The sequence below is a fragment of the Pseudomonas sp. TMW22080 genome (assembly GCF_022496745.1).
In the GTDB taxonomy this organism is placed as follows: Bacteria; Pseudomonadota; Gammaproteobacteria; order Pseudomonadales; family Pseudomonadaceae; genus Aquipseudomonas; species Aquipseudomonas bubulae.
This window is the reverse complement of sequence record NZ_SCFF01000001.1, coordinates 1,015,634-1,038,048: the sequence shown is the minus strand read 5'-3', so window position 1 is coordinate 1,038,048 and position 22,415 is coordinate 1,015,634. Positions and strand designations below refer to the sequence as shown.

The 22,415-nt window shown below is 60.0% G+C and carries 27 protein-coding genes and 4 tRNA genes; 12 read left to right on the top strand and 19 right to left on the bottom strand.

Annotated elements, in window-relative coordinates; genetic code table 11:
• Positions 1-17 precede the first annotated feature (17 nt).
• The 11 genes from EQV96_RS04545 to EQV96_RS04495 form a co-directional block, all read right to left on the bottom strand.
• Positions 18-905 carry a zinc ABC transporter substrate-binding protein gene (locus tag EQV96_RS04545; RefSeq protein ID WP_240881448.1) on the bottom strand — a complete coding sequence of 296 codons (888 nt, stop codon included), beginning with the start codon at positions 903-905 and terminating at the stop codon, positions 18-20.
• On the bottom strand, positions 906-1,805 hold the full coding sequence (locus EQV96_RS04540; protein WP_095018972.1) for a metal ABC transporter permease: 900 nt from the start codon (positions 1,803-1,805) through the stop codon (positions 906-908).
• Complete coding sequence (locus EQV96_RS04535; protein ID WP_095025034.1) at positions 1,802-2,557, bottom strand: metal ABC transporter ATP-binding protein; 756 nt, start codon at positions 2,555-2,557, stop codon at positions 1,802-1,804. Before EQV96_RS04535 ends, EQV96_RS04540 begins: the two co-directional genes overlap by 4 nt.
• Complete coding sequence (locus EQV96_RS04530) at positions 2,554-3,495, bottom strand: metal ABC transporter substrate-binding protein (protein ID WP_095025035.1); 942 nt, start codon at positions 3,493-3,495, stop codon at positions 2,554-2,556. The genes EQV96_RS04535 and EQV96_RS04530 overlap by 4 nt, the downstream gene beginning before the upstream one ends.
• Before the next feature lie 34 nt (positions 3,496-3,529).
• Complete coding sequence (locus EQV96_RS04525; protein WP_095002724.1) at positions 3,530-4,084, bottom strand: DUF6162 family protein; 555 nt, start codon at positions 4,082-4,084, stop codon at positions 3,530-3,532.
• Complete coding sequence (locus EQV96_RS04520; protein WP_095002723.1) at positions 4,081-4,416, bottom strand: hypothetical protein; 336 nt, start codon at positions 4,414-4,416, stop codon at positions 4,081-4,083. Before EQV96_RS04520 ends, EQV96_RS04525 begins: the two co-directional genes overlap by 4 nt.
• The gene (locus EQV96_RS04515; RefSeq protein WP_095002722.1) at positions 4,416-4,955 is read right to left on the bottom strand and encodes a thiamine pyrophosphate-binding protein; all 540 of its coding nucleotides are present in this window, start codon (positions 4,953-4,955) and stop codon (positions 4,416-4,418) included. The genes EQV96_RS04520 and EQV96_RS04515 overlap by 1 nt, the downstream gene beginning before the upstream one ends.
• Positions 4,952-6,151 (bottom strand): PepSY domain-containing protein, encoded by a 1,200-nt coding sequence (locus tag EQV96_RS04510; RefSeq protein WP_095024078.1) that lies wholly within the window; start codon positions 6,149-6,151, stop codon positions 4,952-4,954. The genes EQV96_RS04515 and EQV96_RS04510 overlap by 4 nt, the downstream gene beginning before the upstream one ends.
• 190 nt (positions 6,152-6,341) lie before the next feature.
• Complete coding sequence (locus EQV96_RS04505) at positions 6,342-7,292, bottom strand: siderophore-interacting protein (RefSeq protein ID WP_240881440.1); 951 nt, start codon at positions 7,290-7,292, stop codon at positions 6,342-6,344.
• Between the two features lie 70 nt (positions 7,293-7,362).
• Complete coding sequence (locus tag EQV96_RS04500) at positions 7,363-8,688, bottom strand: Nramp family divalent metal transporter (protein WP_095032209.1); 1,326 nt, start codon at positions 8,686-8,688, stop codon at positions 7,363-7,365.
• 14 nt (positions 8,689-8,702) lie between these two features.
• Complete coding sequence (locus EQV96_RS04495) at positions 8,703-9,653, bottom strand: 2-hydroxyacid dehydrogenase (RefSeq protein ID WP_240881438.1); 951 nt, start codon at positions 9,651-9,653, stop codon at positions 8,703-8,705.
• Positions 9,654-9,855: 202 nt separating this feature from the next.
• Here EQV96_RS04495 and gltX point away from each other — a divergent pair, with 202 nt between their 5' ends.
• The 8 genes from gltX (at position 9,856) to EQV96_RS04455 (ending at position 14,385) form a co-directional block, all read left to right on the top strand.
• Positions 9,856-11,337, top strand: coding sequence for a glutamate--tRNA ligase (gltX, locus tag EQV96_RS04490; RefSeq protein ID WP_095002717.1), 1,482 nt, complete (start codon positions 9,856-9,858; stop codon positions 11,335-11,337).
• A gap of 347 nt (positions 11,338-11,684) precedes the next feature.
• Positions 11,685-11,760, top strand: a tRNA-Ala gene (locus EQV96_RS04485).
• A 76-nt stretch (positions 11,761-11,836) separates the two neighbouring features.
• A tRNA-Glu gene (locus EQV96_RS04480) sits at positions 11,837-11,912 on the top strand.
• A 50-nt stretch (positions 11,913-11,962) separates the two neighbouring features.
• Positions 11,963-12,038, top strand: a tRNA-Ala gene (locus EQV96_RS04475).
• 77 nt (positions 12,039-12,115) lie between these two features.
• Positions 12,116-12,191, top strand: a tRNA-Glu gene (locus EQV96_RS04470).
• Between the two features lie 151 nt (positions 12,192-12,342).
• Entirely contained in the window at positions 12,343-12,777 is a 435-nt protein-coding gene (locus EQV96_RS04465) for a thioesterase family protein (protein WP_095002275.1), read from the top strand.
• Positions 12,778-12,850: 73 nt separating this feature from the next.
• Positions 12,851-13,810, top strand: coding sequence for a tRNA-dihydrouridine synthase (locus tag EQV96_RS04460; RefSeq protein ID WP_095018966.1), 960 nt, complete (start codon positions 12,851-12,853; stop codon positions 13,808-13,810).
• Positions 13,811-13,932: 122 nt separating this feature from the next.
• The gene (locus EQV96_RS04455; protein ID WP_016780349.1) at positions 13,933-14,385 is read left to right on the top strand and encodes an Hsp20 family protein; all 453 of its coding nucleotides are present in this window, start codon (positions 13,933-13,935) and stop codon (positions 14,383-14,385) included.
• 140 nt (positions 14,386-14,525) lie between these two features.
• Here EQV96_RS04455 and pbpG read toward each other — a convergent pair whose 3' ends face one another.
• The 3 genes from pbpG to EQV96_RS04440 all read right to left on the bottom strand — a co-directional run bounded on the left by pbpG (position 14,526) and on the right by EQV96_RS04440 (position 16,513).
• The gene (gene pbpG / locus EQV96_RS04450) at positions 14,526-15,464 is read right to left on the bottom strand and encodes a D-alanyl-D-alanine endopeptidase (protein WP_095018965.1); all 939 of its coding nucleotides are present in this window, start codon (positions 15,462-15,464) and stop codon (positions 14,526-14,528) included.
• A 278-nt stretch (positions 15,465-15,742) separates the two neighbouring features.
• A complete protein-coding gene (locus EQV96_RS04445) occupies positions 15,743-15,952 on the bottom strand; it encodes a helix-turn-helix transcriptional regulator (RefSeq protein WP_095002278.1) in 210 nt (69 codons plus the stop codon).
• Positions 15,953-15,961: 9 nt separating this feature from the next.
• Positions 15,962-16,513, bottom strand: coding sequence for a DUF2975 domain-containing protein (locus EQV96_RS04440; protein ID WP_095018964.1), 552 nt, complete (start codon positions 16,511-16,513; stop codon positions 15,962-15,964).
• Between the two features lie 219 nt (positions 16,514-16,732).
• On the opposite strand from EQV96_RS04440, the gene EQV96_RS04435 reads away from it, so the two are divergent.
• Positions 16,733-17,674: a class I SAM-dependent methyltransferase gene (locus tag EQV96_RS04435; RefSeq protein WP_095024552.1), complete on the top strand. Its 942-nt coding sequence runs from the start codon at positions 16,733-16,735 to the stop codon at positions 17,672-17,674.
• A 285-nt stretch (positions 17,675-17,959) separates the two neighbouring features.
• On the opposite strand, the gene EQV96_RS04430 is transcribed toward EQV96_RS04435, so the two are convergent.
• The gene (locus EQV96_RS04430) at positions 17,960-18,478 is read right to left on the bottom strand and encodes a DNA starvation/stationary phase protection protein (protein WP_095002281.1); all 519 of its coding nucleotides are present in this window, start codon (positions 18,476-18,478) and stop codon (positions 17,960-17,962) included.
• A gap of 205 nt (positions 18,479-18,683) precedes the next feature.
• On the opposite strand from EQV96_RS04430, the gene EQV96_RS04425 reads away from it, so the two are divergent.
• Together EQV96_RS04425 and EQV96_RS04420 are read left to right on the top strand one after the other, a co-directional pair.
• A complete protein-coding gene (locus tag EQV96_RS04425) occupies positions 18,684-19,379 on the top strand; it encodes an AzlC family ABC transporter permease (RefSeq protein ID WP_095002446.1) in 696 nt (231 codons plus the stop codon).
• Positions 19,376-19,687, top strand: a complete 312-nt coding sequence (locus EQV96_RS04420; RefSeq protein WP_095002282.1) for an AzlD domain-containing protein — start codon at positions 19,376-19,378, stop codon at positions 19,685-19,687. The genes EQV96_RS04425 and EQV96_RS04420 overlap by 4 nt, the downstream gene beginning before the upstream one ends.
• Here EQV96_RS04420 and EQV96_RS04415 read toward each other — a convergent pair.
• From EQV96_RS04415 to EQV96_RS04405, 3 genes are all read right to left on the bottom strand, one after another.
• Positions 19,635-19,829, bottom strand: coding sequence for a hypothetical protein (locus EQV96_RS04415; RefSeq protein WP_095002283.1), 195 nt, complete (start codon positions 19,827-19,829; stop codon positions 19,635-19,637). The two genes, EQV96_RS04420 and EQV96_RS04415, sit on opposite strands and share 53 nt — an antisense overlap.
• A 94-nt stretch (positions 19,830-19,923) precedes the next feature.
• Entirely contained in the window at positions 19,924-20,118 is a 195-nt protein-coding gene (locus tag EQV96_RS04410; RefSeq protein WP_016780355.1) for a hypothetical protein, read from the bottom strand.
• Positions 20,119-20,274: 156 nt separating this feature from the next.
• Positions 20,275-20,625, bottom strand: a complete 351-nt coding sequence (locus tag EQV96_RS04405) for a hypothetical protein (protein ID WP_095002284.1) — start codon at positions 20,623-20,625, stop codon at positions 20,275-20,277.
• A 231-nt stretch (positions 20,626-20,856) separates the two neighbouring features.
• Between EQV96_RS04405 and EQV96_RS04400 the strand changes: the two genes are divergently transcribed.
• A complete protein-coding gene (locus EQV96_RS04400) occupies positions 20,857-21,675 on the top strand; it encodes a shikimate 5-dehydrogenase (protein ID WP_095018962.1) in 819 nt (272 codons plus the stop codon).
• A gap of 39 nt (positions 21,676-21,714) precedes the next feature.
• Here EQV96_RS04400 and EQV96_RS04395 read toward each other — a convergent pair whose 3' ends face one another.
• Entirely contained in the window at positions 21,715-22,386 is a 672-nt protein-coding gene (locus EQV96_RS04395) for a DUF480 domain-containing protein (RefSeq protein ID WP_095002286.1), read from the bottom strand.
• Positions 22,387-22,415: the final 29 nt, after the last annotated feature.

Genomic DNA, 22,415 nt, shown 5'->3' with positions numbered 1-22,415 from the left:
TCCCACAAGTACAGGGTTTACTTCTGAACAAGAGCCTTGATGATCGCTTCAAAGTTGCCCTGCAACTCAGTCACGGGATCGGTGCCATCGGCACCGATCACCACCAGCGTGCTGCCACCCTCGGCAATGGCTTTTTGTACTTCGGCTGAAGGCTGGCGATGGTCCAGCACCAACGCCACTTCATTGTTTTTCAGGGTTTGGGTCAACCCTTGCAGTGATTCAGGTGTCCAGGTTTCATCACCCTTGTGATTGACCTCGACCCGCTCCAGATTCAACCCGCCAATCAGGTAATCCAATCGGTCGGACAGGCTCACCACACTCAAGTTGTCCGCCTGGGCCAACTGCGCTTCGCTGTCGGCGCTGAGCTTGAGCAGGCGCTGCTTGAGGCTCGCCAGATTGGCTTCGATCCGCGGCTTGGCATCCGGTGCCAAGCGCACCAGATCGGCAGCGATCACATCCGCCATGCGCCCCATATTGTTGCTGGTCAGCCACGGTTGGCTATTGAGGCCATCGACATGAACACCTGGTTGCACGGCAATGCCCGGCAGGCTGCCGTCCACCGGCCGCGCCGCGTCCACTTCAACAATGCGGATATTGCTGCGCCGCGCCATCGGGTACAGCGGATCGTCGCTCCACACGGAGCGCAGGCCGATCACCGCATCGGCTTTTGTGGCCAGCGAGTGCAGGGCCTGGGCACCACGGCTGCTGAAATAGGCACTCTGGCGGCTGCCCGGCAGGTTGGCCGGTGCTGCCCGTTGCAGTTTCACGCCGCTGTCCTTGAGCAGCAGTTCGCTCAACCCAAAGGTAATCGGCAGGCTGGCCAGTACGGTGGTTTCGGCCAGCACCGGGGTGCTCAACAGACCGGTGAGGGCCAGGGCGAGGGTCAGTTTGCGCAGAGTGAACATTTATCCAATATTCCCTTTCAGGCTGGGCACCACGCCACGGGCGATGGCGGCGAGGGCGAAGGCGATGCCGGCCATCAGAATGATCGCGGCACCGGACGGGATCGGCAGGTCAAACACGATGGGCAGCAGAATGCCGCACAGGGTGCTGACGGTGGCGATCAGCACCGAGATCCAGAAAAACCCCTTCAGCGACTGGCTGAGCAATCGTGCCGCCGCCGCAGGAATCACCAGCAGGGCGCCGACCAGAATCGCGCCGATAACTTTAACGGCGGCGACGGTGATCAGCGTCACCAGAATCACGAACAGGTAGTCCAGCGCCTTCACGGCCACCCCGCGTACAGCGGCCAGTTGCGGGTTGAAGCTGGCCAGCATGATGCGGTTGTACAGCGGCAAGCTGAGGCCCAGCACCAGCGCGCCGACCACGGCCAGTACCAGCAGGTCGTTACCGTTGACCGTCAATACCGAACCGAACAGCACGTTTTCGAGGATATGCACGTTGATCTTGCCGGCCAGAATCAGCAGCAGGCTCGCGCCCAGGGCCAGCGACACCGAGAGGAACACTCCGATCAGCGTATCCGGTGCCAGCCCGGTGCGGTTGCGCAGGTAATTGAGCGAAATCCCGAACAGCAGGCAGTAGCCGAACAAGCTGCCATAGGGGCCGGTGTAGGGTTCGCCGAGCAGGATGCCGATGGCCACGCCGGTCAGTGCGGCATGGCCCACGGCCTCGGAAAAAAACGCAAAACGCTTGACCACTACCAGGGTGCCCAGGCCACCCAGCACGGGGCCGATCAGCAAGCCTGCGAGCAGGGCGTTGACCACAAAGCCATACGCCAGTACTTCTGGCAGATAACCGGCAGACGCCCAGCCCTGGACTAGCAAGCGGAAGGCTTCGTAACTCATGAAAGGGCGCTCCCGTGAGCCTTGGGATGGGTCGAAAACAGCGTGAGCAAACGTTCCGGGCTCAGGGTTTGCTCCGGCGGCCCGTCGAACAGCACCTGGCGGTTGAGCCCGGTGACACGCTCGGCCAGGCGCTTGACGGCGGCCAGGTCGTGTTCGATCCACACCACCGTGACCCCGGCCCGGCGCCAGTCTGTCAGCAGCCGCTCAAACACCTGGGCACCGGCTTCGTCCAGGGCTGACATGGGTTCATCCAGCACCAGCAATTGCGGTGCCGGGATCAGCCCCTGGGCCAGCAGCACCCGCTGGCGTTCACCACCGGACAGCGCGCCCATGCGCCGCTTGCGTTTGTCTTGCATGCCCACCCGTTCCAGCGCTTCGCCGATGGCCGGGGCGACCTTGCGCGACAACCCCATAAAGGCCGGGCGACGCTGGCACATGGCGGCCATAAAGTCATCGACGGTCATCGGCAGGCCACGGTCGAATTCCAGTGCCTGGGGCACATAACCGATCAGCCCCGGCTCACCGGGCCAGTTCAGGCACAGGCGACCCTGATGGGGCATTTGCCCCAGTAGCGTCTTGATTAGCGAACTTTTACCGCCGCCGTTGGGCCCTACCAGGGCATGCACACTGCCGGGGCGGATGCTGAAGCTGACATGATCGAGAATGGGCGTGCGCCCCAGGGTCAGCGACACTTGGTCAAACTCCACCCCCGGCCCGCAGGCCGTGACGCAGAGGCGTTCGGCGGCGGTCATGCGCCGGCCTCCTGGATTGCCCGGACCACGGTATTGAGGTTGCCGGTCATTTCTTTTTCGTACTTGTCGGCGCTGTAGTCACCGTAGGAAATATGCGACAGCGGGTACAGCCTGACCCCTGACTCGCGCTGAATGGTGTCGACGTAAGTGGACGGGAAATCCATCTCGGAGAAGATCACCTTCACATCCAGTTCGCGCAATTGGTCGATGGTTTTCTTCAGTTGGCTGGGGCTGGGCTCGATACCGTGGGCAGGTTCAACCACAGCGGTGACTTCCAGGCCGAATTCCCGTAGCAGGTAGTCATAGGCCGCGTGCACCGTGGCCACGCGCAGGTCGGCATTGGGTGCCTGGGTCAGCTTGGCCAGGGCATCTGCGCGCATCTGGCGCAGGCGTTTGCCGTAGGCGCGGGCATTGGCGGTGTAAGCCTTGGCGTTGGCCGGGTCGAGCTTGCCCAGTTCGCGGGCAATGTTGTTGACCTGAGCGATCGAGGCGCTGATGGACAGAAAGGTATGCGGGTTGACCACCTTGCCTGCACCCCGTGCCGCGTTACCCGTGGCGGCCAGCAGCGGTACGTTCTGGTTGGCCTCGATCACCGGGATCTGCGGTTTTTCGCTGGCCTCGATCATGCGGTCGGCGAAGTCATCATGGCCCACACCATTGAGCACGATGACATCCAGGGTGCCGATGCGCTTGATGTCTTCAGCGCGGGGCTCGTAGGCGTGCGGGTTGAACCCGGCCGGAATCAGCGGCACCACTTCAGCCCTGTCACCGACGATGTTTTTCACATAGCTGTAGTAAGGGTGCAGGGTGATGCCGATACGCAGCGGCTTCGCCAGGGGCGCGGGCGCGGTGTCGGCGCTGACCAGGGGAGACAGGCAAAGGGCGAACAGGCTGGCCAGCAACAAGGTGCGGCGGCGCAATACAGATGAAATCGACATGGCGAGCAGTCTTCTCTCAGGGCAAGCGGTGGGTTCAGTGGCGGTGCTGACGGGTAACCCCGGCATCGAATTGCGCGATCACTTGTTGCCAGCCACTCTGGTTGAGGGCGGCATCGTCAAGGTCGGCAGGGACACTGGCGCCGGGATTGCGGTTAAGCCACACGTCCGGTTGATCGCCAATGCGCAGCAGAAACGAGCCTGCCACTTCAGGGCTGGGGCTCAGGCCCAGGTACGCCTGCTCACCGAGCAACTGCCAGGCGTGGTTGCCACGGCTCACCGAACTGGCGTCTTGGGCAAAGGGCGCGAAGCCTTCTTCGGCCAGTTGCGCGGGTTGGGGCAGGGCGGCGGACTCTTCGCGCAGCAGCAGGATTTCGTCCAGGGTGACCCGCAGGTCGGCATAGATCCCTTGTTCGGCGGCATTCAGGTCGCGGCGCGCATCCAGCTGATGGGCCGCCACCGACGTCACCTCGCTGGATTCATGACGCCAGGCCACCACCGAGCCGGCCACGGTCACAATCAGCAGGCACAACAGCAGCACATACAGGGTTTCATGCCCCGCCCCGGCCGGGCGTACGACTTGAGTACTCATGGGGCCTCGATATCGGCTTGGTCGATTTCAACGATATGGCCGGGGCCGGCGTCGAAGAGCACATAAAACTCGGCATCCGGACGTTTGAAGGTCAGGGTCGAATCGGCCCCCAGCTTGCCGGGTACCAGGATGGTTTCGTCGTAGCCGATCACGTCCAGGGTCACCCCCGGTGCGCCGCTGCCATCAGAAAACCCGCCGGTGCAGCGGATTTGTCCGTCTTCAATGGCCTTGCATTCGCACATCGGGTTGTGGGCCTGTGCCTGGCTGCAAACGCCGATCAAGGCGATCAGGGCCGTTGCCAGGGCAGGTGTTTTAAACAGGCGCGCATGCATTATTTCGCTCCTCGTTGGGCCAGCCAGGCGAGGGTTGCCGGTGAGGCCTGGCTCAGGGGAATGGCGGCCTGGTGCATGGAGCCGTCCCACCCTTCGAGGGTGATCCACAGCTCGGCATCGGCCTTGGTGCGTTCCGGGATGGGCAGGGTGGCGCCCATGCGATAAGGCGTGCCGAAGAAAATCACCCCGGCGGCGCGCAGGCTGCGCGGTTTGCCGATACGCAGGTAGGCGGCCTTGACCTGATCGATGCAGGTGTCACACAGGGCCGCGTTAAAACTTTTCATATAACCTGCCGGGCCATCGGGGCGCGGGGCCTCGTTGCGCAGCTCGGCCAGTTGCAGGCTCCAGGGGCCGACCTGCACGGTGCCGATGTCGCGCTCGCCCAGGCCGCTGTCGCCGCGAAACAGGGAAGCGTCGGCAAAGTACTTGGGCATAAAGCCCAGCGGCACCAGTAACAGCAGGACATTGATGTGAAAGCGCCATTTGTGCCACAGCCGGCTCAGGGTGGACGCAGGCTGTGCAGCCGCTGCCTTGCTCATACATTGGCCTCTTCGTGCTGTGGTTTATGCGCCGAGACGGCGGCTGCCCGCCGGGGTTTTTCGCTGCGTTTGAGGGCATTGGCGGTGGCCAGGGCCGTACGTTTGGTCCAGATCAACAGGCCGCTCAACACCATCATGCTGAGAATCAGGCCGAAGAAGAACCAGATCAGCTTGACCCACAACCCGCCAAAATCGCCGGTGTGCAGCGGGCGCATGGACTCGGTCACCAGCTCCAGCCCGGAGCGGTCGGCAATCATCCGTGAGCCTTCGATTGCGCCGTTGTACGGGTTGATGTCGGCAGTCTGGAACAGCAGCGGGTACCAGCCCGGGCCGCCCACCTCGATATGCCCGTAGGCATTGCTCGGCAGGCTGACAAAGCTGGCTTCCAGCCCCGGGATGTTGTCGGCGGCAATCTTGACCGCCTGATCGAGGCTGATCTGCGGTGCTGGCTTGCCGTCCGGCATAATCGGCACATCCTGGCGGGCCACAACCGGCGGGTTGCCTGCGGTCGAGATGGAGATCTGGTTATCGAACATGAAAGCCTGGATCAGGAACCACAGGCCGGTGATGGAAATCACCGCAATAAACCAAATCGACCAGATGCCGCACAGGCGATGAAAATCCCCCCAAAAAATCCGCGCCCCGTGTTTGAAGCGCAGGTTGGGCTTGAAAAAGCCTTTCCAGAACTTCTTGTAGACCACCAGCCCGGTGATCAGCGATGCCAGCAGCGGCAGGCCGAGGAATGACACCAGGTACCAGCCCCAGCTATAGCCGTTGGTAAAGGGCACCAGCCACCAGCCGTGGAGGGCGCGGGTAAAGGCCTTGAAGTCAAAGCTGGGGCTTTCGCCCTGGATCACCCCGGTATAGGGACTGATATACAACGATGGCGAGCGGCCGTCCGGGTACACCACGCTGGCCACCAGGGCAAAGTGCGACTCGTCCGGGCGGCTGATCGACTGTACGGCCAGCGTCGGTTCGGCCTTGTGAATAGCGCTCAGTACCTGCTCGTAAGTCAGCAGGGGTGCATCATCGGCCGGTTGTGTGGCACGGGCCTCGGGGGTGGCCAGCCAGACGATCTCCTGGCTGACCACAGCCAGCGTGCCGGTCACGCAGACAATCAGCACAAAGAACCAGATGGGCAGGGTCATCCAGCTGTGAACCAGGAACCAGAGTTTTGAACGGGATTTTTTGGACATGGGAAACGGCAAACTCGCGGCGGGGCGGGTGTGTAATCGCCATTGAGAAGCGACTGCTTATCCATGTAGGACGGATGAGAAGAGCAAAACCCGAAGCTAGATATGTAAAAAATTGTTTCTTGTTCTCATTCGCCTGTAGCAGCTGCCGAAGGAACTAGGCTGCGTTCGGCAGCTGCTACAAGGGCCAGTATCACCCTAGCGACCGACCCTGCTTCCAATACCCCATCAAGGTCAGGCCCGAACGGTCCATGCCGCACTCGTGGACGAAAAACCGCCTGATCGCCATCACCGCCATCGATTCCCCGGCTACCCAGGCATAAAACTCATTGTGTTTGGCGCTGGCCCGATCCCACAGGCGCTGGTTATCCAGATCCAGCTCTTGCAGTTCAGCGCACGCCCGGGCCTGCATGCGTCTGGGCGGCAGGCTGGCCAGTTCGCGGGCGGCCAGGAGCATGCCATCGCCATGCTGTTTGCCCAGGCTGGCACGCGGCAACCAGTGCACCTTGGTGTTCGGGCCACAGAGCAAGGGCTGGCAGTCGGCTTCTTGAGGAACTTCAATAAAGGCCTGGACCTGGGGGGTGTCGGGGTGCAGGGCAAGTTCTTCAAGGATGCCGGCAATGGCTGGCAGCGCAGTTTCGTCGCCGATCAGCAACAGTTTGCGCATGCCTTGCGGTGGCTGCCATTCATAGCCACCGGGGTCGTCGGTGCAGGCTGCATTGGGCGCTGCGATCTGCAGGCGATCCCCCGCCCTGGCCTGGCTAGCCCAGCGTGTGGCGGGGCCGGTAACGCCGTGGAGGACGAAGTCGATATCCAGTTCGCCGGCCTCAGCGCGCAGGTTGCGAAGGGTGTAGGAGCGCATGGGTGGCACTGACTCGGGGCTCATATCCCGCAGGGGCGCTCGCCAGTCGCTCTGTTTGGGCAGGTTGGCGGTGGCGCCGTTGGCGCTGGGAAACAGTAGCTTGACCCGTTGGTCGGGTGCCAGGGTGCGCATCAGCGCCACATCGCTACCGCTGAACACAAAGCGCGTCAGTGACGGGCTCAAGGTGATGCGGTGCTTGAGCTGGATATCGAACAGACGATATCCCGCAGGCTTGCTCAGACGATTGCGCAGGTTTTGCACCAGGGTGGCAGCGGTGGACATAACAGCACCTCAATAGCAGGAGTCGTCTTGTATAACGAGCCATTGCGCGCCGAATTTAAGGAGCTGGGGGTTAGGCGCCGAACCCGATCTGTGCAATCAGCCACAGGTTGGCGCAACTGATGACTGCAAACAGAAACCACGCCAGCAGCCGCGTCGGCAGTCGGTTGGCGAACGGGCCCATAAGTCGTTTGTCGCTGGTCATGCGGATCAGCGGGTACAGGGCAAAGGGCAGTTGCAGGCTGAGTACCACCTGGCTGAGGATCAGCAGCTTGCCCACCGCATCGTCGCCCATCAGCCACACGCCCAGGAATGCAGGCACCAGCGCCAGCCCGCGGGTGATCAGGCGCCGTTGCCAGCAGGGAATCTTCAGGTTCAGATAGCCCTCCATGATCACTTGCCCGGCAATGGTGCCGGTGAATGTCGAGCTTTGCCCCGAGGCCAGCAATGCCACGCCGAACAGGATGCTGGCCATGGCCCCGCCCACCAGCGGGTCGAGCATGCGGTAGGCGTCCTGGATCTCGACCACGTCGGTATTGCCGGTCTGGTGGAAAGCGGCCGCAGCGAGGATCAGGATGGCGGCATTGACCAGCAGCGCCAGGGTCAGGGAGCCGATGGTGTCGATGCGCGACAGGCGTACGGCATCCAGTTTGCTGGCGTAGTCGCTGCCGGTCAGGCGTGTCTGGACGATGGAGCTGTGCAGGTACAGGTTGTGCGGCATCACGGTGGCGCCAATGATGCCGATGGCGATGTACAGCGGTGCAGCGTCGCTGATGGCCGACAGTGACGGTTTGAAGCCCTCGAACACGTCGGGCCAGTAAGGTTTGATCAGTACCAGTTCGACAAAAAAACAACCGACGATAGTCATCACCAGCGCCAGCATGATCGCTTCCAGGCGGCGAAATCCCCGGCCTTGCAAGGCCAGCACCAGCAAGGTGTCGAAGGCAGTGAGGGCGATGCCGGTGGTCAGCGAGCAGCCCAGCAGCAGATGGAACGCCAGCGCGCAGCCGAGTACTTCGGCCAGGTCGGTGGCGATGATCGAGATTTCCGCCAGCAGCCATTGCACCCGCGCCGAGCGCTTGCTGTAGCGCTCACGGCACAGCTGCGCCAGATCGCGGCCGGTGGCGATGCCAAGGCGCGAACACAGGCATTGCACGGCCATACCCGCGAGGCTGGCGAGCAGTACCACAAACAGCAGGTGGTAGCCGTAACGTGAGCCGGCTTCGATGGCGGTGGCCCAGTTGCCGGGGTCCATATAGCCGATGCTGATCAGCAGGCCGGGCCCGGCAAAGCGCAGCACGCGCCTGAAAAACGGCGCGCTGGCGTCGACGGGCACGCTGCCACTGACTTCGGAGGGGCAGAAGGGCGCAGTGGCGGTTGTTGGCAGGCGGAATTTCAAGCGCAGGCTCCGGGTCAGGCAGGGTGGGGCAATGGCACCGGGGTGAGAACGGGTTTGCCGGCAAAAAACGCCCGCAGGTTATCGACCACCAATTGCACCGTGGCTTCGACCGCATCGGGTGACTGGCCCGCTACATGCGGGGTCATGACCACGTTGCCGAGGGTCTTGAGCGGGTCGGGTACCCGCGGTTCGTCTTCAAACACATCCAGCCCGGCCCCGGCGATTTTGCCGGCGGTCAGGGCGCTGATCAGCGCCTGGGTATCGACCACACTGCCGCGGGCAATATTGATCAGGTAGCCCTCGCTGCCCAGGGCGTCCAGCACACGGGCGTTGATCAGGTGATGGGTGGCGCTGCCACCGGGGGTGGCGATCATCAGGAAATCCACCGCAGCGGCCAGTTCCAGCACGCTGGCACAGTAGGTGTAGGGCGAGTCGGGGTGCGGCTGGCGGCTGTGGTAGCGGATGCTCATGTCAAAGCCGTGGGCCGCACGTTTGGCGATGGCAGCGCCGATGGCGCCGAGGCCGATAATGCCCATGCGTTTGCCCGACAGTGACGGCTGGCGCACCTTGACCCATTCATTGCGGCGGATGCTGGCGTCGGCCTGGGGGATGCCGCGCACCACGGACAACAGCAGCGCCATGGCGTGGTCGGCAACCGATGAAGCATTGGCCCCGGCGCCAAAGGTCACGGTAATGCCCTGGTTGCTGGCGGCCTGCAAATCGACCTGTTCGAAGCCGGCGCCGATCACGCAGATGATTCGGAGCTGGGGCAGGGCGGCCATTTCATCGGCTTGCAAGCCCAGCGGGCCGCGAGTCAGCACGGCGTCGATGCGGGCGCCGTGTCGGGCTATGGCTTCGGCGCGGCTGGCGGGGGTGGGCGCAAGGATCAGCTCGTAGCCCTGGTTCTCCAGCATATGCAGGTAATCGTTAACGCTCTCTACCAGCACCAGCACAACGTGGGGCATAGGTCTCTCCAGCCAGGGGATGTCGGGAATGAGCCGAGATTAACACCGGTATAGGCTGTTTTTCCCTGTATCAACTCGATACAAACGCTCTATTACAGCTTTTTTCAACCGTGTGGCGGCCGGGCTGAGTCCTGTACTGGAGCCGGGCCGGGTCGGCCTGTTACCATTCGCCCTTTGTATTATCTTCACTTCGAGACCGCCCATGACCACCGTTCGCACGCGCATTGCGCCATCGCCTACCGGCGACCCCCACGTCGGCACCGCTTACATTGCTTTGTTCAACTACTGCTTTGCCAAGCAGCATGGCGGCGAATTTATCCTGCGGATCGAAGATACCGACCAACTGCGCTCGACCCGCGAGTCCGAGCAGCAGATCTACGATGCCCTGCGCTGGCTGGGTATCACCTGGAGTGAAGGCCCGGACGTCGGCGGCCCGCACGGCCCGTACCGTCAGAGCGAACGTAGCGACATTTACAAGAAATACACCCAGCAACTGGTGGATATGGGCCATGCGTTCCCGTGCTTCTGCACCAGCGAAGAACTGGACCAGATGCGCGCCGAGCAAATGGCCAAGGGCGAGACCCCGCGCTACGACGGTCGTGCGCTGCTGTTGTCCAAGGAAGAAGTGGCTGAACGCCTGGCCGCTGGCGAACCTCACGTAATCCGCATGAAAGTGCCGACCGAGGGCGTCTGCGTGGTGCCGGACCTGCTGCGCGGTGACGTTGAAATCCCGTGGGACCGCATGGACATGCAAGTCCTGATGAAAACCGATGGCCTGCCGACCTACTTCCTGGCTAACGTGGTCGACGATCACTTGATGGGCATCACCCACGTACTGCGTGGCGAAGAGTGGCTGCCATCGGCACCCAAACTGATCCTGCTGTATGAATACTTCGGCTGGGAACAACCGCAGCTGTGCTACATGCCGCTGCTGCGCAACCCGGACAAGAGCAAGCTGTCCAAGCGCAAGAACCCGACTTCGGTGACGTTCTACGAGCGCATGGGCTTTATGCCTGAAGCGATGCTCAACTACCTGGGCCGCATGGGCTGGTCGATGCCGGACGAGCGCGAGAAGTTCTCGCTGCAGGAAATGGTCGACAACTTCGACTTGAGCCGTGTATCGCTGGGCGGGCCGATTTTCGACGTTGAAAAGCTGTCCTGGCTCAATGGCCAATGGCTGCGTGATTTGCCGCTGGACGAGTTCGCCAGCCGCGTACAGCAATGGGCGCTGAACCCCGAGTACATGATGAAAATCGCGCCGCTGGTGCAGGGCCGTGTCGAGACGTTCAGCCAGATTGCACCGCTGGCCGGGTTCTTCTTCTCGGGCGGCCTGCAACTGGATGCCAAGCTGTTTGAGCACAAGAAACTGTCCAACGAGCAAGTGCGTCAATTGATGCAGTTGATCCTGTGGAAGCTGGAAAGCCTGCGTCAGTGGGAAAAGGACGCCATCACCGGCAGCATCCAGGCCGTGGTTGAAAGCCTGGAGTTGAAGCTGCGTGATGCCATGCCGCTGATGTTTGCCTCGATCACGGGGCAGGCCAGCTCTGTGTCGGTGCTGGACGCCATGGAAATCCTGGGGCCGGACCTGACCCGTTTCCGTCTGCGTCAGGCGCTGGACCTGCTGGGTGGCGTGTCCAAGAAAGAAAACAAAGAGTGGGAAAAGCTGTTTAACGCGATTGGTTAACAGGGCGTAAAAAACCGTAGCAGCTGCCGAAGGAACGAGGCTGGGTTCGATTGCGAAGCAATCGTAAAATCTAAATGCACGGTTTTTCAGTCAAATCGAGCATTCTGCATTTACGACGGCTATGCCGCCGGACGCAGCCTTCGGCAGCTGCTACAAGGTTTTGGTTGGGGTTTGGCCCCGTATTTACGGGGTATGAAGGGTAAGTGGTTGTTCTCACGGCAAATTTTTTTAAAAAAGTTTAAAAATAAGTTTGACAGCCTACCGATCCAGTCTTAATATGCGCCCCGTCAACACAGCAACACGAAACAAGCAGAACGCAACACGGCAACACCCAAGACTGAAAGTTTGGGGCTATAGCTCAGCTGGGAGAGCGCTTGCATGGCATGCAAGAGGTCAACGGTTCGATCCCGTTTAGCTCCACCAAATTTACTGTTCAATGCCTGGCCACACCGGCATTGAATCGACCAGCACTCAGTGCTGGTCAAGTTAGAAGGTTTGTGTCCCCTTCGTCTAGTGGCCTAGGACACCGCCCTTTCACGGCGGTAACAGGGGTTCGAGTCCCCTAGGGGACGCCAGTTTTACAGAAGCAGCACTTCGGTGATGCTCCGCCGCCAGGCGATAAATCGGGGCTATAGCTCAGCTGGGAGAGCGCTTGCATGGCATGCAAGAGGTCAACGGTTCGATCCCGTTTAGCTCCACCAATTTACAGTTCAATGTCGGGCCACACTGGCATTGGATCGATCAGCACTCAGCGCTGATCACTGTTAGAAGGGTTTGTGTCCCCTTCGTCTAGTGGCCTAGGACACCGCCCTTTCACGGCGGTAACAGGGGTTCGAGTCCCCTAGGGGACGCCACGATTACCCGCTTTGCGGGATTTATAAGGGTCATTCGATTATTGAATGACCCTTTTGTTTGTCTGCAGTTTTTTAATTCCAGCTCTTCAAGTTTCCCGTCGCCTCCTCTGCGTTACACTGCGCTCCTTATTTATGTACAGGGAGACAAGGCATGAGTTGGGATTTGGCAGCGCCGTTTATCATTGACCTGCAGGTGCAGGCCGAAGACATTGACGGGTTTGGTCATGCCAATAACGCGTCCTATGTGGTCTGGCTGGAACGCTGCGCCTGGCGCCACTCGCAGCGCCTGGGGCTGGACCTCACCGAGTACCGTCGCCTCGACCGCGCCATGGCGGTCTCCCGTCATGAAATCGACTATCTTGCCAGCGCCTACGAAGGCGATGAGCTGCAGCTAGCCACCTGGATTGTCGATTGTGACCAGCGCCTACGCATGACCCGTCATTTTCAATTGGTGCGCCCCTGCGATGGTGTGACCCTGTTGCGTGCCCAAACCACCTTTGTCTGCATCGAACTGTCCACGGGCAAGGCCAGGCGCCTGCCGCCCGAGTTCCTTGACGGTTATGGCCCGGCTGTCGTGACGGCCTGACCGTCAGCGCCTGCGCATACCGATTGCCCGCAGAACCGCGTAAACTGCCGCACGTTTTTCATGAGAGTCACCCATGCAAATTGCTTTGGCGCCGATGGAGGGGTTGGTCGACAACATCCTGCGTGATGTCCTGACCCGCACCGGCGGTATTGATTGGTGCGTGACCGAATTTATTCGGGTCACCGAACGGCTTTTGCCCGAAGCCTACTTCCATAAACTCGCTCCCGAGTTGCAGCACGGTGCGCAAACGCGTTCCGGCGTGCCGCTGCGCGTGCAGTTGCTGGGCTCGGACCCGGCGTGCCTGGCCGATAACGCGGCATTGGCCTGTGAGCTGGGCAGCGGAGTGATCGACCTCAATTTTGGTTGTCCGGCCAAGACCGTGAACAAGTCCCGTGGCGGGGCGGTGTTGCTCAAGGAGCCCGAACTGCTGCACGCCATCTTGCTGCAAGTGCGTCGCACCGTGCCTGCGCATATTCCGGTCACCGCCAAGATGCGCCTGGGCTTCGACACGCCCGACAGCGCCAATGAGTGCGCAATCGCCCTGGCCGAAGGCGGCGCCAGCCAGATCGTGGTGCATGCGCGGACCAAGATGGATGGCTACAAGCCGCCTGCGCATTGGGAATACATTGCCCAGGTGCAGGAAGCGGTCAAGGTGCCGGTGTTTGCCAATGGCGATATCTGGTCGGTTGAAGATTGGCGTCGTTGCCGCGAAATCAGTGGCGCTGAAGACATCATGCTCGGCCGTGGCCTGGTGTCGCGCCCCGATCTCGCCGCGCAAATTGCCGCTGCCCGCGCCGGTGTTGAGGTAGTGCCGATGACCTGGGCCGATTTGCAGCCCATGATCCGCGACTTCTGGGCTCAGGCCGAGGCCCAACTGACCCCGCGCTCGGCACCGGGGCGGCTCAAGCAGTGGCTGGCAATGTTGACCCGCAACTATCCTGAAGCGGTGGTGTTGTTCAATGCCATGCGTCGTGAAACAGACTGTGAGAAGGTCCGGCACATGGTCAACAACCCGCCTGTCGATGTAGCTTGAAGCGTCTGAAAAAAATTTCAAAAAAAGCCTTGAAATGGTTTTGACGGTCCCTATCTAAGGGGTACGCGATGCCGAAACCGGGTCGCGTAACAAAGTCTCGCTGAAATCAGGAGGATGAAATTATGAGCAACGCTTTTTCAATGGCGCCACTGTTCCGTAATTCTGTCGGCTTTGACCGTTTTAGTGATTTGTTTGAAACCGCACTGCGCAACGATTCAAGCGGCGGCTACCCACCTTACAACGTTGAAAAACGGGGTGAAGACAGCTACCGCATCGTGGTAGCAGCTGCAGGCTTCCAGCAAGATGATCTGGACCTGCAAGTAGAGAAAGGTGTGCTGAGCGTCAGCGGCAGCAAACGCGAAAGCACCAGCGAAGAAGGCGTGACCTTCTTGCATCAAGGTATTGCACAGCGGGCATTCAAATTGTCCTTCCGCCTTGATGATCATATCGAGATCAAAGGCGCAAACCTGAGCAATGGTTTGCTGAGCATCGACCTGCAGCGGGTGGTGCCGGAAGAGGCAAAAGCCAAACGCATCCCGATCAATGGGGATTCGCAGCCTGCTCTGCAAAACTGATCTGAGCATGTGCCAGGCAAGAACCCCGTCCAGGTGACGGGGTTCTTTCTATCCGCAGTTTGTAACGAGCAGTACGCAGGCATTTGTCCCCGATCCTCTCCCCGGGGCAAGTGCCTGCATTTCATCTCACCCGTACTTCTTCACTTACCCGCCTGACCTGCTGTCAGCTGGTTTTTCTGCAGGTTTTTTTCGGCTTTGTAGCGCAGGGCTACGTCGGGCACACCGCCACTTTTACCGGTTTCCACCCAGTTGCGAATTCGACCGGCATCGGCGAAGTGGGTGTACTTGCCAAAGGCATCCAGAATGACCAGGGACACCGGGCGCCCACCCATTTCAGTGACCAGCACCAGGCAATGACCGGCCTGATTGGTAAAGCCGGTCTTGGTGATCTTGATATTCCATTTGTCTTTTCTGACCAGGTGATCGGTGTTGCTGAAACCCAGGCTGTAGTTGGGTTTGCGGAACGCCACGGTCTTTTCCTTGGTGGTGCTCAACTGGCTGAGCATCGGGTAATGCCGCGCCGCTGCCAGCAGCTTGCTCAGGTCGCGGGCAGTGGATACGTTGTGGATCGACAACCCGGTCGGCTCAACATAGTGAGTGCTCATCATGCCCAGGCTTTTGGCCTTGGCATTCATCGCCGCGATAAAGGCTACATAACCCCCCGGATAGTGGTGGGCAAGGCTGGCGGCTGCCCGGTTTTCCGAAGACATCAGGGTGATCAGCATCATTTCGTGACGCGACAGCTCGCTGCCGATTTTTACCCGCGAAAACACGCCCTTCATCTCCGGGGTGTCGCTGATATTGACCGAAATGGATTCGTCCATCGACTGCTTGGCATCCAGCACTACCATGGCGGTCATCAATTTGGTGACGGAGGCAATTGGCACGATGGCGTCAGGGTTGCTGGCAAAAATCACTTTGTTGGTTTGCAGGTCGATCAGCAGCGCACTGCCTGAGGCGATGTGCAGTTGCGAGGTATCCCGTGGGGCCGAAGTGCTTTCAGCCGCTGCGGCGATTGAAGAAGCACTGGTGCCTGCCAGAACTAAACACAGGCTCAAAATGGAAAGATGAATTTTCACGCAGAATGACTCAAGAAGGGTTGGGAAGTACCGGGCTGCAACGGCTGTTATACACATGACGTTACATTTAGTCAGTATGGATCAGTGGCGGCAGAAATGCCTGATTTTGCAGAGGTTTGTCAGAGAAAATCCGAATATACCGGTAAAAAGGTTGGGTGCCGCGGCGAGCCTAGCAGGAGGATGCTGTTGGTTGGCTGAACGGACTGGAGGCTTTGAAGTGCAGGCAGGCAGAGCCTGGTGCGCCGCCTGCGAGGGCTTGGCCTCGCAGGCGTGCGTGCTTACGATTCCGGTTGATAATGCAGCAAGTCCCCCGGCTGACAATCCAGTGCGATGCAAATGGCTTCCAGGGTTGCCAGCCTGATGCCCTTTACTTTCCCTTGCTTGAGCAGTGACAGGTTCTGCTCGGTAATGCCCACCCTGTGCGCCAGGTCCTTGGATTTGACCTTGCGCATGGCCAGCATGACGTCCAGCTTGATCTCGATCGGCATTTTGGCCTCTTAAACGAACTGCTGATTTTCCCGCGCCAACGAACACGCCTTGTACAGGCTGCGGGCGATGATCATAAGGGAAGCCGAGAGGAACAAGGCAACAAGATGCGACGGCTCGAAGCTGATCGTGAGCAAGCGCTCGCCCGCAGGCCGCAAAATGGTGACCCAGACACTCATGACCGGGGTTAACAGGAGGCTGGCCAGCACCCATATAGAAACGCTTTTACCCACTTTACCCAGCAACTCGGCAGATTCGGTCGAGAAATACTCGCCCTTGCTGTAGGCCAGAAACAGGCTGCGCAGGGCCAGCAAGCCTTTGGCGAGTATCAGCAGGGGGATGCTGGACAGGGTTATGGCACCAGCAACCTGCCACCAGGGCATCAACGGGATGTCGGCCTGCAGTGTTTCGGTCATGGCGCTCAGGTTGAACCCGCCCACATAAGTGCCTATGGCGTTGGGGAAAATCCAGTAAGCGATATTGGCCAGCAACATACCCGCGACAAGTGCCAGCGTGGTTGTGGCCAGGATGCGGCTGCGATTGGCAAGGGGATCGGTTTTCATCGAACAGTCCTTCTGGTTCTGCTTGTGGTTGTAAAAAGCCCGGAATCTGCCCAGGGAAAGCGTATTGCCCTGCGCAGTGAAACTATCGTATTGCGATAAAAAATTACTGTAAAACGATAATATCACCCTCTGTATTAACAAATATTTCCACTGTGCCGATTAGGCAGGGCAGTGCAATTGTGTAAAATGCCGGCCCCTTGAAATTGACCGGTCGGCCTGATGACTCCTGAAGCGTTAACCACCCTGCACCAGCACTTATTGACTGCACTGCAGGCTGTGCCTGCTGAAACCCGGCGTTTGTTCCATGGGCGTGGACGTTGCTGGCCCGGGCTTGAGCAGTTGACGGTGGACTGGTTGCAAGGCGTGGTGCTGGTTTCTCTGTTCAAGGAGCCCGAGGCCCTGCAACTGGCTGCACTCAAGCAACTGCTGCAGGCCATTGTTCAGTCAGCCGCGTGGCAGGCCAGCGGTGCACACACACTGGTGCTGCAACATCGCTATACGCTGCAAAGCGACACCGAATGGCTGGTGGGCGAGGCAATTGACGAATGGACGCTGACTGAAGGCGGATTGCGCTATCGCGTGGACCTGGGCCGCAAACAGAACAACGGCCTGTTCCTGGACATGCGTTATGGTCGTGACTGGGTAAGGGCCAATGCCGGGGGCAAGCGAGTGTTGAACCTGTTTGCCTATACCTGCGGTTTTTCAGTGGCCGCCATAGAAGGCGGCGCCCAGCATGTGGTCAACCTCGACATGTCCCGTGCGGCCCTGAGCCGTGGCCGCGACAACCATCGCCTGAACGGGCATGACATGAGCAAGGTGACGTTTCTGGGTCATGAGCTGTTCAAGTCCTGGGGCAAGGTGAAAAGCACCGGGCCTTACGATCTGGTGATCATCGATCCGCCGTCATTTCAGAAAGGCAGCTTTTTGCTGACCAAGGACTACCAGCGCGTGGTGCGCCGCCTGCCGGAGTTGCTCGGTGAAAACGGCACAGTACTGGCGTGCATGAATGACCCGGCACTGGGTTCGGATTTTTTGATCGATGGCGTGACCCGTGATGCGCCGAGCCTGCGTTTTGTTCAGCGCCTGGACAACCCGCCGGAGTTCCCGGACGCCGATGTCGAGTGCGGCCTCAAGGCGCTGGTGTTCAGGCAGGGCGTTTGACAGGCGAAAAAAAGCCCGCAGGGGAGGTGCGGGCAAGGGGTTCATTGAATGAGCAATGAGCGCAGCGAATATACCGCTCGTTGCGTTCGAAGACTGTGAAACAAAATTCATGGTTCTGCGGGTGCTCGTGACCGTAGCAGCTGGCGCAGGAACAAGGCTGCGTCCGGCGGCGAAGCCGTTGTAAAGTCAGAACACAGGTTTTTACAGATAAACCGCATGCTCAGGTTTTACGATCGCTTCGCAATCGAACGCAGCCTCGTTCCTTCGGCAGCTGCTACGCAGGGGTTATTTGGTACGCGACGACTCAAACAGGAACCACACGCGGCGCTCGGCCTCGTCGATCCAGTTTTCCAGCAGGCTGGTAGTCGCCACATCGCCCAGCTCGGAGCACATGTCGTGAGTCTCACGCATATAGGCGGCCAGCTGGATATTGTCTTCGCGCAGTTCTGCCAGCATGTCTTCCGGCGTCACGAAGTCGGCGTCGTTGTCCAGCAGGCGTTGCAGCTTCTTGATGTGGCCGATGGAGCGGATTGTGGTGCGCCCCAGCTTGCGCACACGCTCGGCGATGGCATCGGTGGTCGCGTAGATCTGGTCAGCCTGCTCGTCGAGCAGCAGGTGGAAATCACGGAAGTGCGGGCCGGACATGTGCCAGTGGAAATTCTTGGTCTTCATGTAGATGGCGAAGGTGTCTGCGAGCAGCGCGTTCACTTCGGCTGCGATATCGATACAGGCTTTTTCGCTCAGTGCCGTAGGTGTCCGCAGATCGGCCTTTCTGCTTTCCTTGGCGGATTTCAGGTCTTTCATGGTGGTTCCTCGTGGCAGCGGTTGATCGGAATTAACGTCTCTTGAATGCGGCTGACTAAAGACCAGGTTTGCTCTCTCGTCAAACGCGGCGGGCTGTTTTCACGCAGGCCGCGTCAAGTTATGAGGGCAGCAGAGCAAGATCGTTCAAGACTTTTTACCTTGATGTTGCGACCCTTTGCCGCTGCTTACTGCCGGAATGTTTTTGATGCCTGATGCCCTTGCTCGAACCGCGTTTATGCGCGGCGCAATTGCCTGCCTGCCGCTGACCCTGGCGTGTGCCCCCTGGGGGCTGCTGGCCGGTTCCACCGCAATCGATGCCCAGCTGACCCCCGCGCAAAGCCAGGGGCTGTCACTGTTTGTGTTTGCCGGTGCGGCGCAACTGGTTGCCATTGGCATGATCAAGGGCGGTGCCAGTGCGATTTCGATTCTGGTCACCACCTTGCTGCTGACCTCGCAACACTTGCTCTATGCCATGCACTTGCGCCCACTGGTGGCGCCGCTCGAGCCCAAATGGCGCTTCGGGCTGGGTTTTTTGCTCACCGATGAGTTCTTTGCCCTGGTCAGCCCCTTCGACCAGAACACCTTCAATCGCTGGTATGCCCTGGGTGTGGGGCTGTGCATGTATGTGGGCTGGAATATTTTCACCCTGCTGGGCGTGGTGCTGGGCAAGAGCATCCCGGGGCTGGATCAGCTAGGGCTGGAGTTCTCGATCGCGGCCACCTTTATCGCGTTGATTACCCCGGTGGTGCGCAATATCCCGACCGTGGTCTGCGTGGCGGTCTCTTTGTTCACGGTGGTGGTGTTCAGTCACTGGCAGTGGGAGTCGGCGATTGTGCTGGCCGGGTTGGCGGGTATGGTCGCGGGCTATGCCTGCAAGCGGCTGGGAGGGTACTGGGCATGATCTGGGCAATTATTGGCGGGATGACGCTGATCCTGTTTTTCAACCGCTACCTGTTTCTGGAGCCACGCTTGCCGATTCGCCTGAATCGCGGGGTGAAGGAGTTTTTGGGCTTTGCCGTACCGGGGATGCTGACGGCGATTTGCGGGCCGATCATTTTCGTCAAGGACCATCAGTTGGATCTGAGCCTGGCCAACCCCTACCTGCTGGCCGGGTTGTGCGCCATCGGGCTGATGCTGTGGAGCCGCAATGTGCTGCTCAGTGTCGCGTTGAGTGTGGCGCTGTTTTATCTGTTTCGCTGGTGGCTTTGAGCTGGGCGGCGGCGCGCGAGGTAAACGGGCCGCTGACGGCAACGCCGTCACTGACCACATACCAGCATGCCAGCAGGCCGTCGGCACGCAGCGGGGCGGGAACGGCACTGCCGATCACCGACATGACATGAATCTTGGGCATACAGACCTCCTTCAACAATGGCGCTACCTTACGGGCTGTGCCGCTGCGCAAGAAATCATTGCGCGTGATAGTGGTCATTGATGTCGATGAGGTGTCAGTCAACCACCTGATCGAGCATGTGCATCACTTCCTGATCACTCAGCAGCCCTTCGCGAACCAGGTGCTGGGTCAGCAGGGAGAGCAGTTTGGCGGTGCGGTGACCTTCGAGCTGCTTGAGCTCGGTCAGAGTGTTGTACACCTTGCTGGAGGTGCAGAGCCCGACGATATGGTGCGGGTTTTGTGTAGGCATAAAGGTCGTCCTTGTTTTTATGAATGTGCCGATTGTTGCGCCAGCCAAGCTGCATGATGCCGCAGTCCGGGGCGTTACGGTGTCTTGTCCGCGACATTCACATGATCTATCCGGACCTGCCGGCAGCTGTCCAAGCCTGCCGGCTGCCAGCACCGGTTACCAGCGCGGCGGGCCGTAGTAACCCCGTGGCGGACCGTAGTACACCGGTTGCGGTCGACCGTAGTAACCCTGATAGTAAACGGGCTGGGGCGGCTGGACATACACCGGTTGCGGTTGGTAATAAACAGGTGGGGCCTGTACGTAAACCGGCTGTGGCTGCACATACACCGGTTGCTGCACATACACCGGGCGCTGTTCGTGGCCAGCGATAACCGAGCCAACCACCGCGGCACCCACCACCGCGCCAAAAATTGCAGGCCCGGGGCCCCAGCCACCATGGGCCGATGCCTGCCCTGCAACAGCCAGGGTGCCGATAAGCAAAGCGATTTTGGGGATGCTACGCATCATGACGATTCCTCGAATTCCCGCCCCGACGATTCGGCCTGCACCAGACCGCAGTTAAACCCGGGGATAACATTAAGACCGTATTTATTTTAAAAACTGCGAAGCGTCCGGGTAAATTTTGTGTAAGGTCTGCGGGCGCTGAGACGATTCAGCGTTGGCGCTCCACTATGATCCAACAAAACTCCCGGTACGGCTTGTGCCGTCCATCTAAAAGCATTCAGCAAGGAGATGAGCATGCAAATGAATCCGGACAAAGACACCCGACTGTGCATATCGTTGTCGGGTCGACCGGGTAATTTCGGGCTGCGTTTTCATAATCATCTATACGAACAACTGGGCTTGAACTTTTACTACAAGGCCTTCAGCAGCAAGGATCTGGCGGGCGCAGTGACCGGTATCCGGGCATTGGGCATTCGTGGTTGCGGCGTGTCGATGCCGTTCAAGGAGGCCTGCATCGAGCTGGTGGACGAACTGGACACGTCAGCCCGGGCCATTGCCTCGATCAACACCATCGTCAACACCGACGGCCACCTCAAGGCCTATAACACCGACTACATAGCCATTGCCCAACTGCTGGGCAGCCATAAAGTACCCAAAGACACGACCTTTGCCCTGCGCGGCAGTGGCGGCATGGCCAAGGCGGTGGCATCGGCCCTGCGCGATGGCGGTTATCGCAATGGCCTGATCGTTGCGCGCAACGAGGCAACAGGGGCGGCGCTGGCAGCAAGTTGCGGTTATGAATGGCAGCCTGAGCTGGGCGAGCGCAGGCCGCACATGCTGATCAATGTTACACCTGTCGGCATGGCGGGCGGGGCCGAGGCCGATGATCTGGCTTTCGAGGCAGATGCCATTGATCGTGCGGATATTATCTTCGACGTGGTGGCGATCCCGGTTGAAACACCCCTGATCGTGCGCGGTCGTGCCCAGGGCAAGCAGGTCATCACCGGACTTGAGGTTATTGCCATTCAGGCCCTGGAGCAGTTTGTGCTGTACACCGGTGTGCGGCCCACCGCCGAGCAGTTCCAGGCGGCCGTGGCATTCGCGCGCAGCTGATGGCGATTGGGGGCGAGTGAGCTCGCCCCCAAAACGCTTTTACTCCAGCTCTGCCAGACGGGCTTCGAGGGCTGCAATGCGCGCCTCAAGGGCTTCGAAACGCTCTATCGAGACTGCCTGCGCGCTTGAGCGTTCTGCAGGTTGCTGGCGTGCAGTCATGATGGTTTCGATATCGGCCGGGTCGCCCAGGGCGTGCATGTAACGGTCTTCTCGCTGGCCGCTCTGACGCGGTACCAGCAGGGCCAGGTCGCGGGCAATCAGGCGTTCCAGCTGATGCTGGACCTGTTCGGTGTCTTCAAAGTCGTGCATGCGCGAACTGCGGGTCAGCAACTCGTTGAGGGTTTGCGGACCGCGCAGAAAAAGCAGGCCCAGCAACACCACTTGCGCAGGCACCAGCTCCAGCGCCTTGTCGACCTTGTGTTCCCAGCGATCAGCGCGGCTGCCCATCACCAGGCGGGTAAAGCCACGCCCTTCGAGGGCGCGCAGGCTTTGCCCGACCTGGCCCTGGGTCAGGTTGAGCACCGGCTCGCGGCTGGTTTTCTGGTTGCACGCCAGCACCAGGGCATTGAGCGTCAGCGGGTAGGTTTCCGGGTTGGTGGCCTGTTTCTCGATTAGGGAGCCGAGAATACGGATCTCGGTACTGTTGAGCAGAGGTCCTGCGTCAGCATCGTTTGGTACCTGTTCTGAGAACTGATCAGCGGGAACGTCCATTTTCATCTCCAATTTGAGTAACCGTTGCC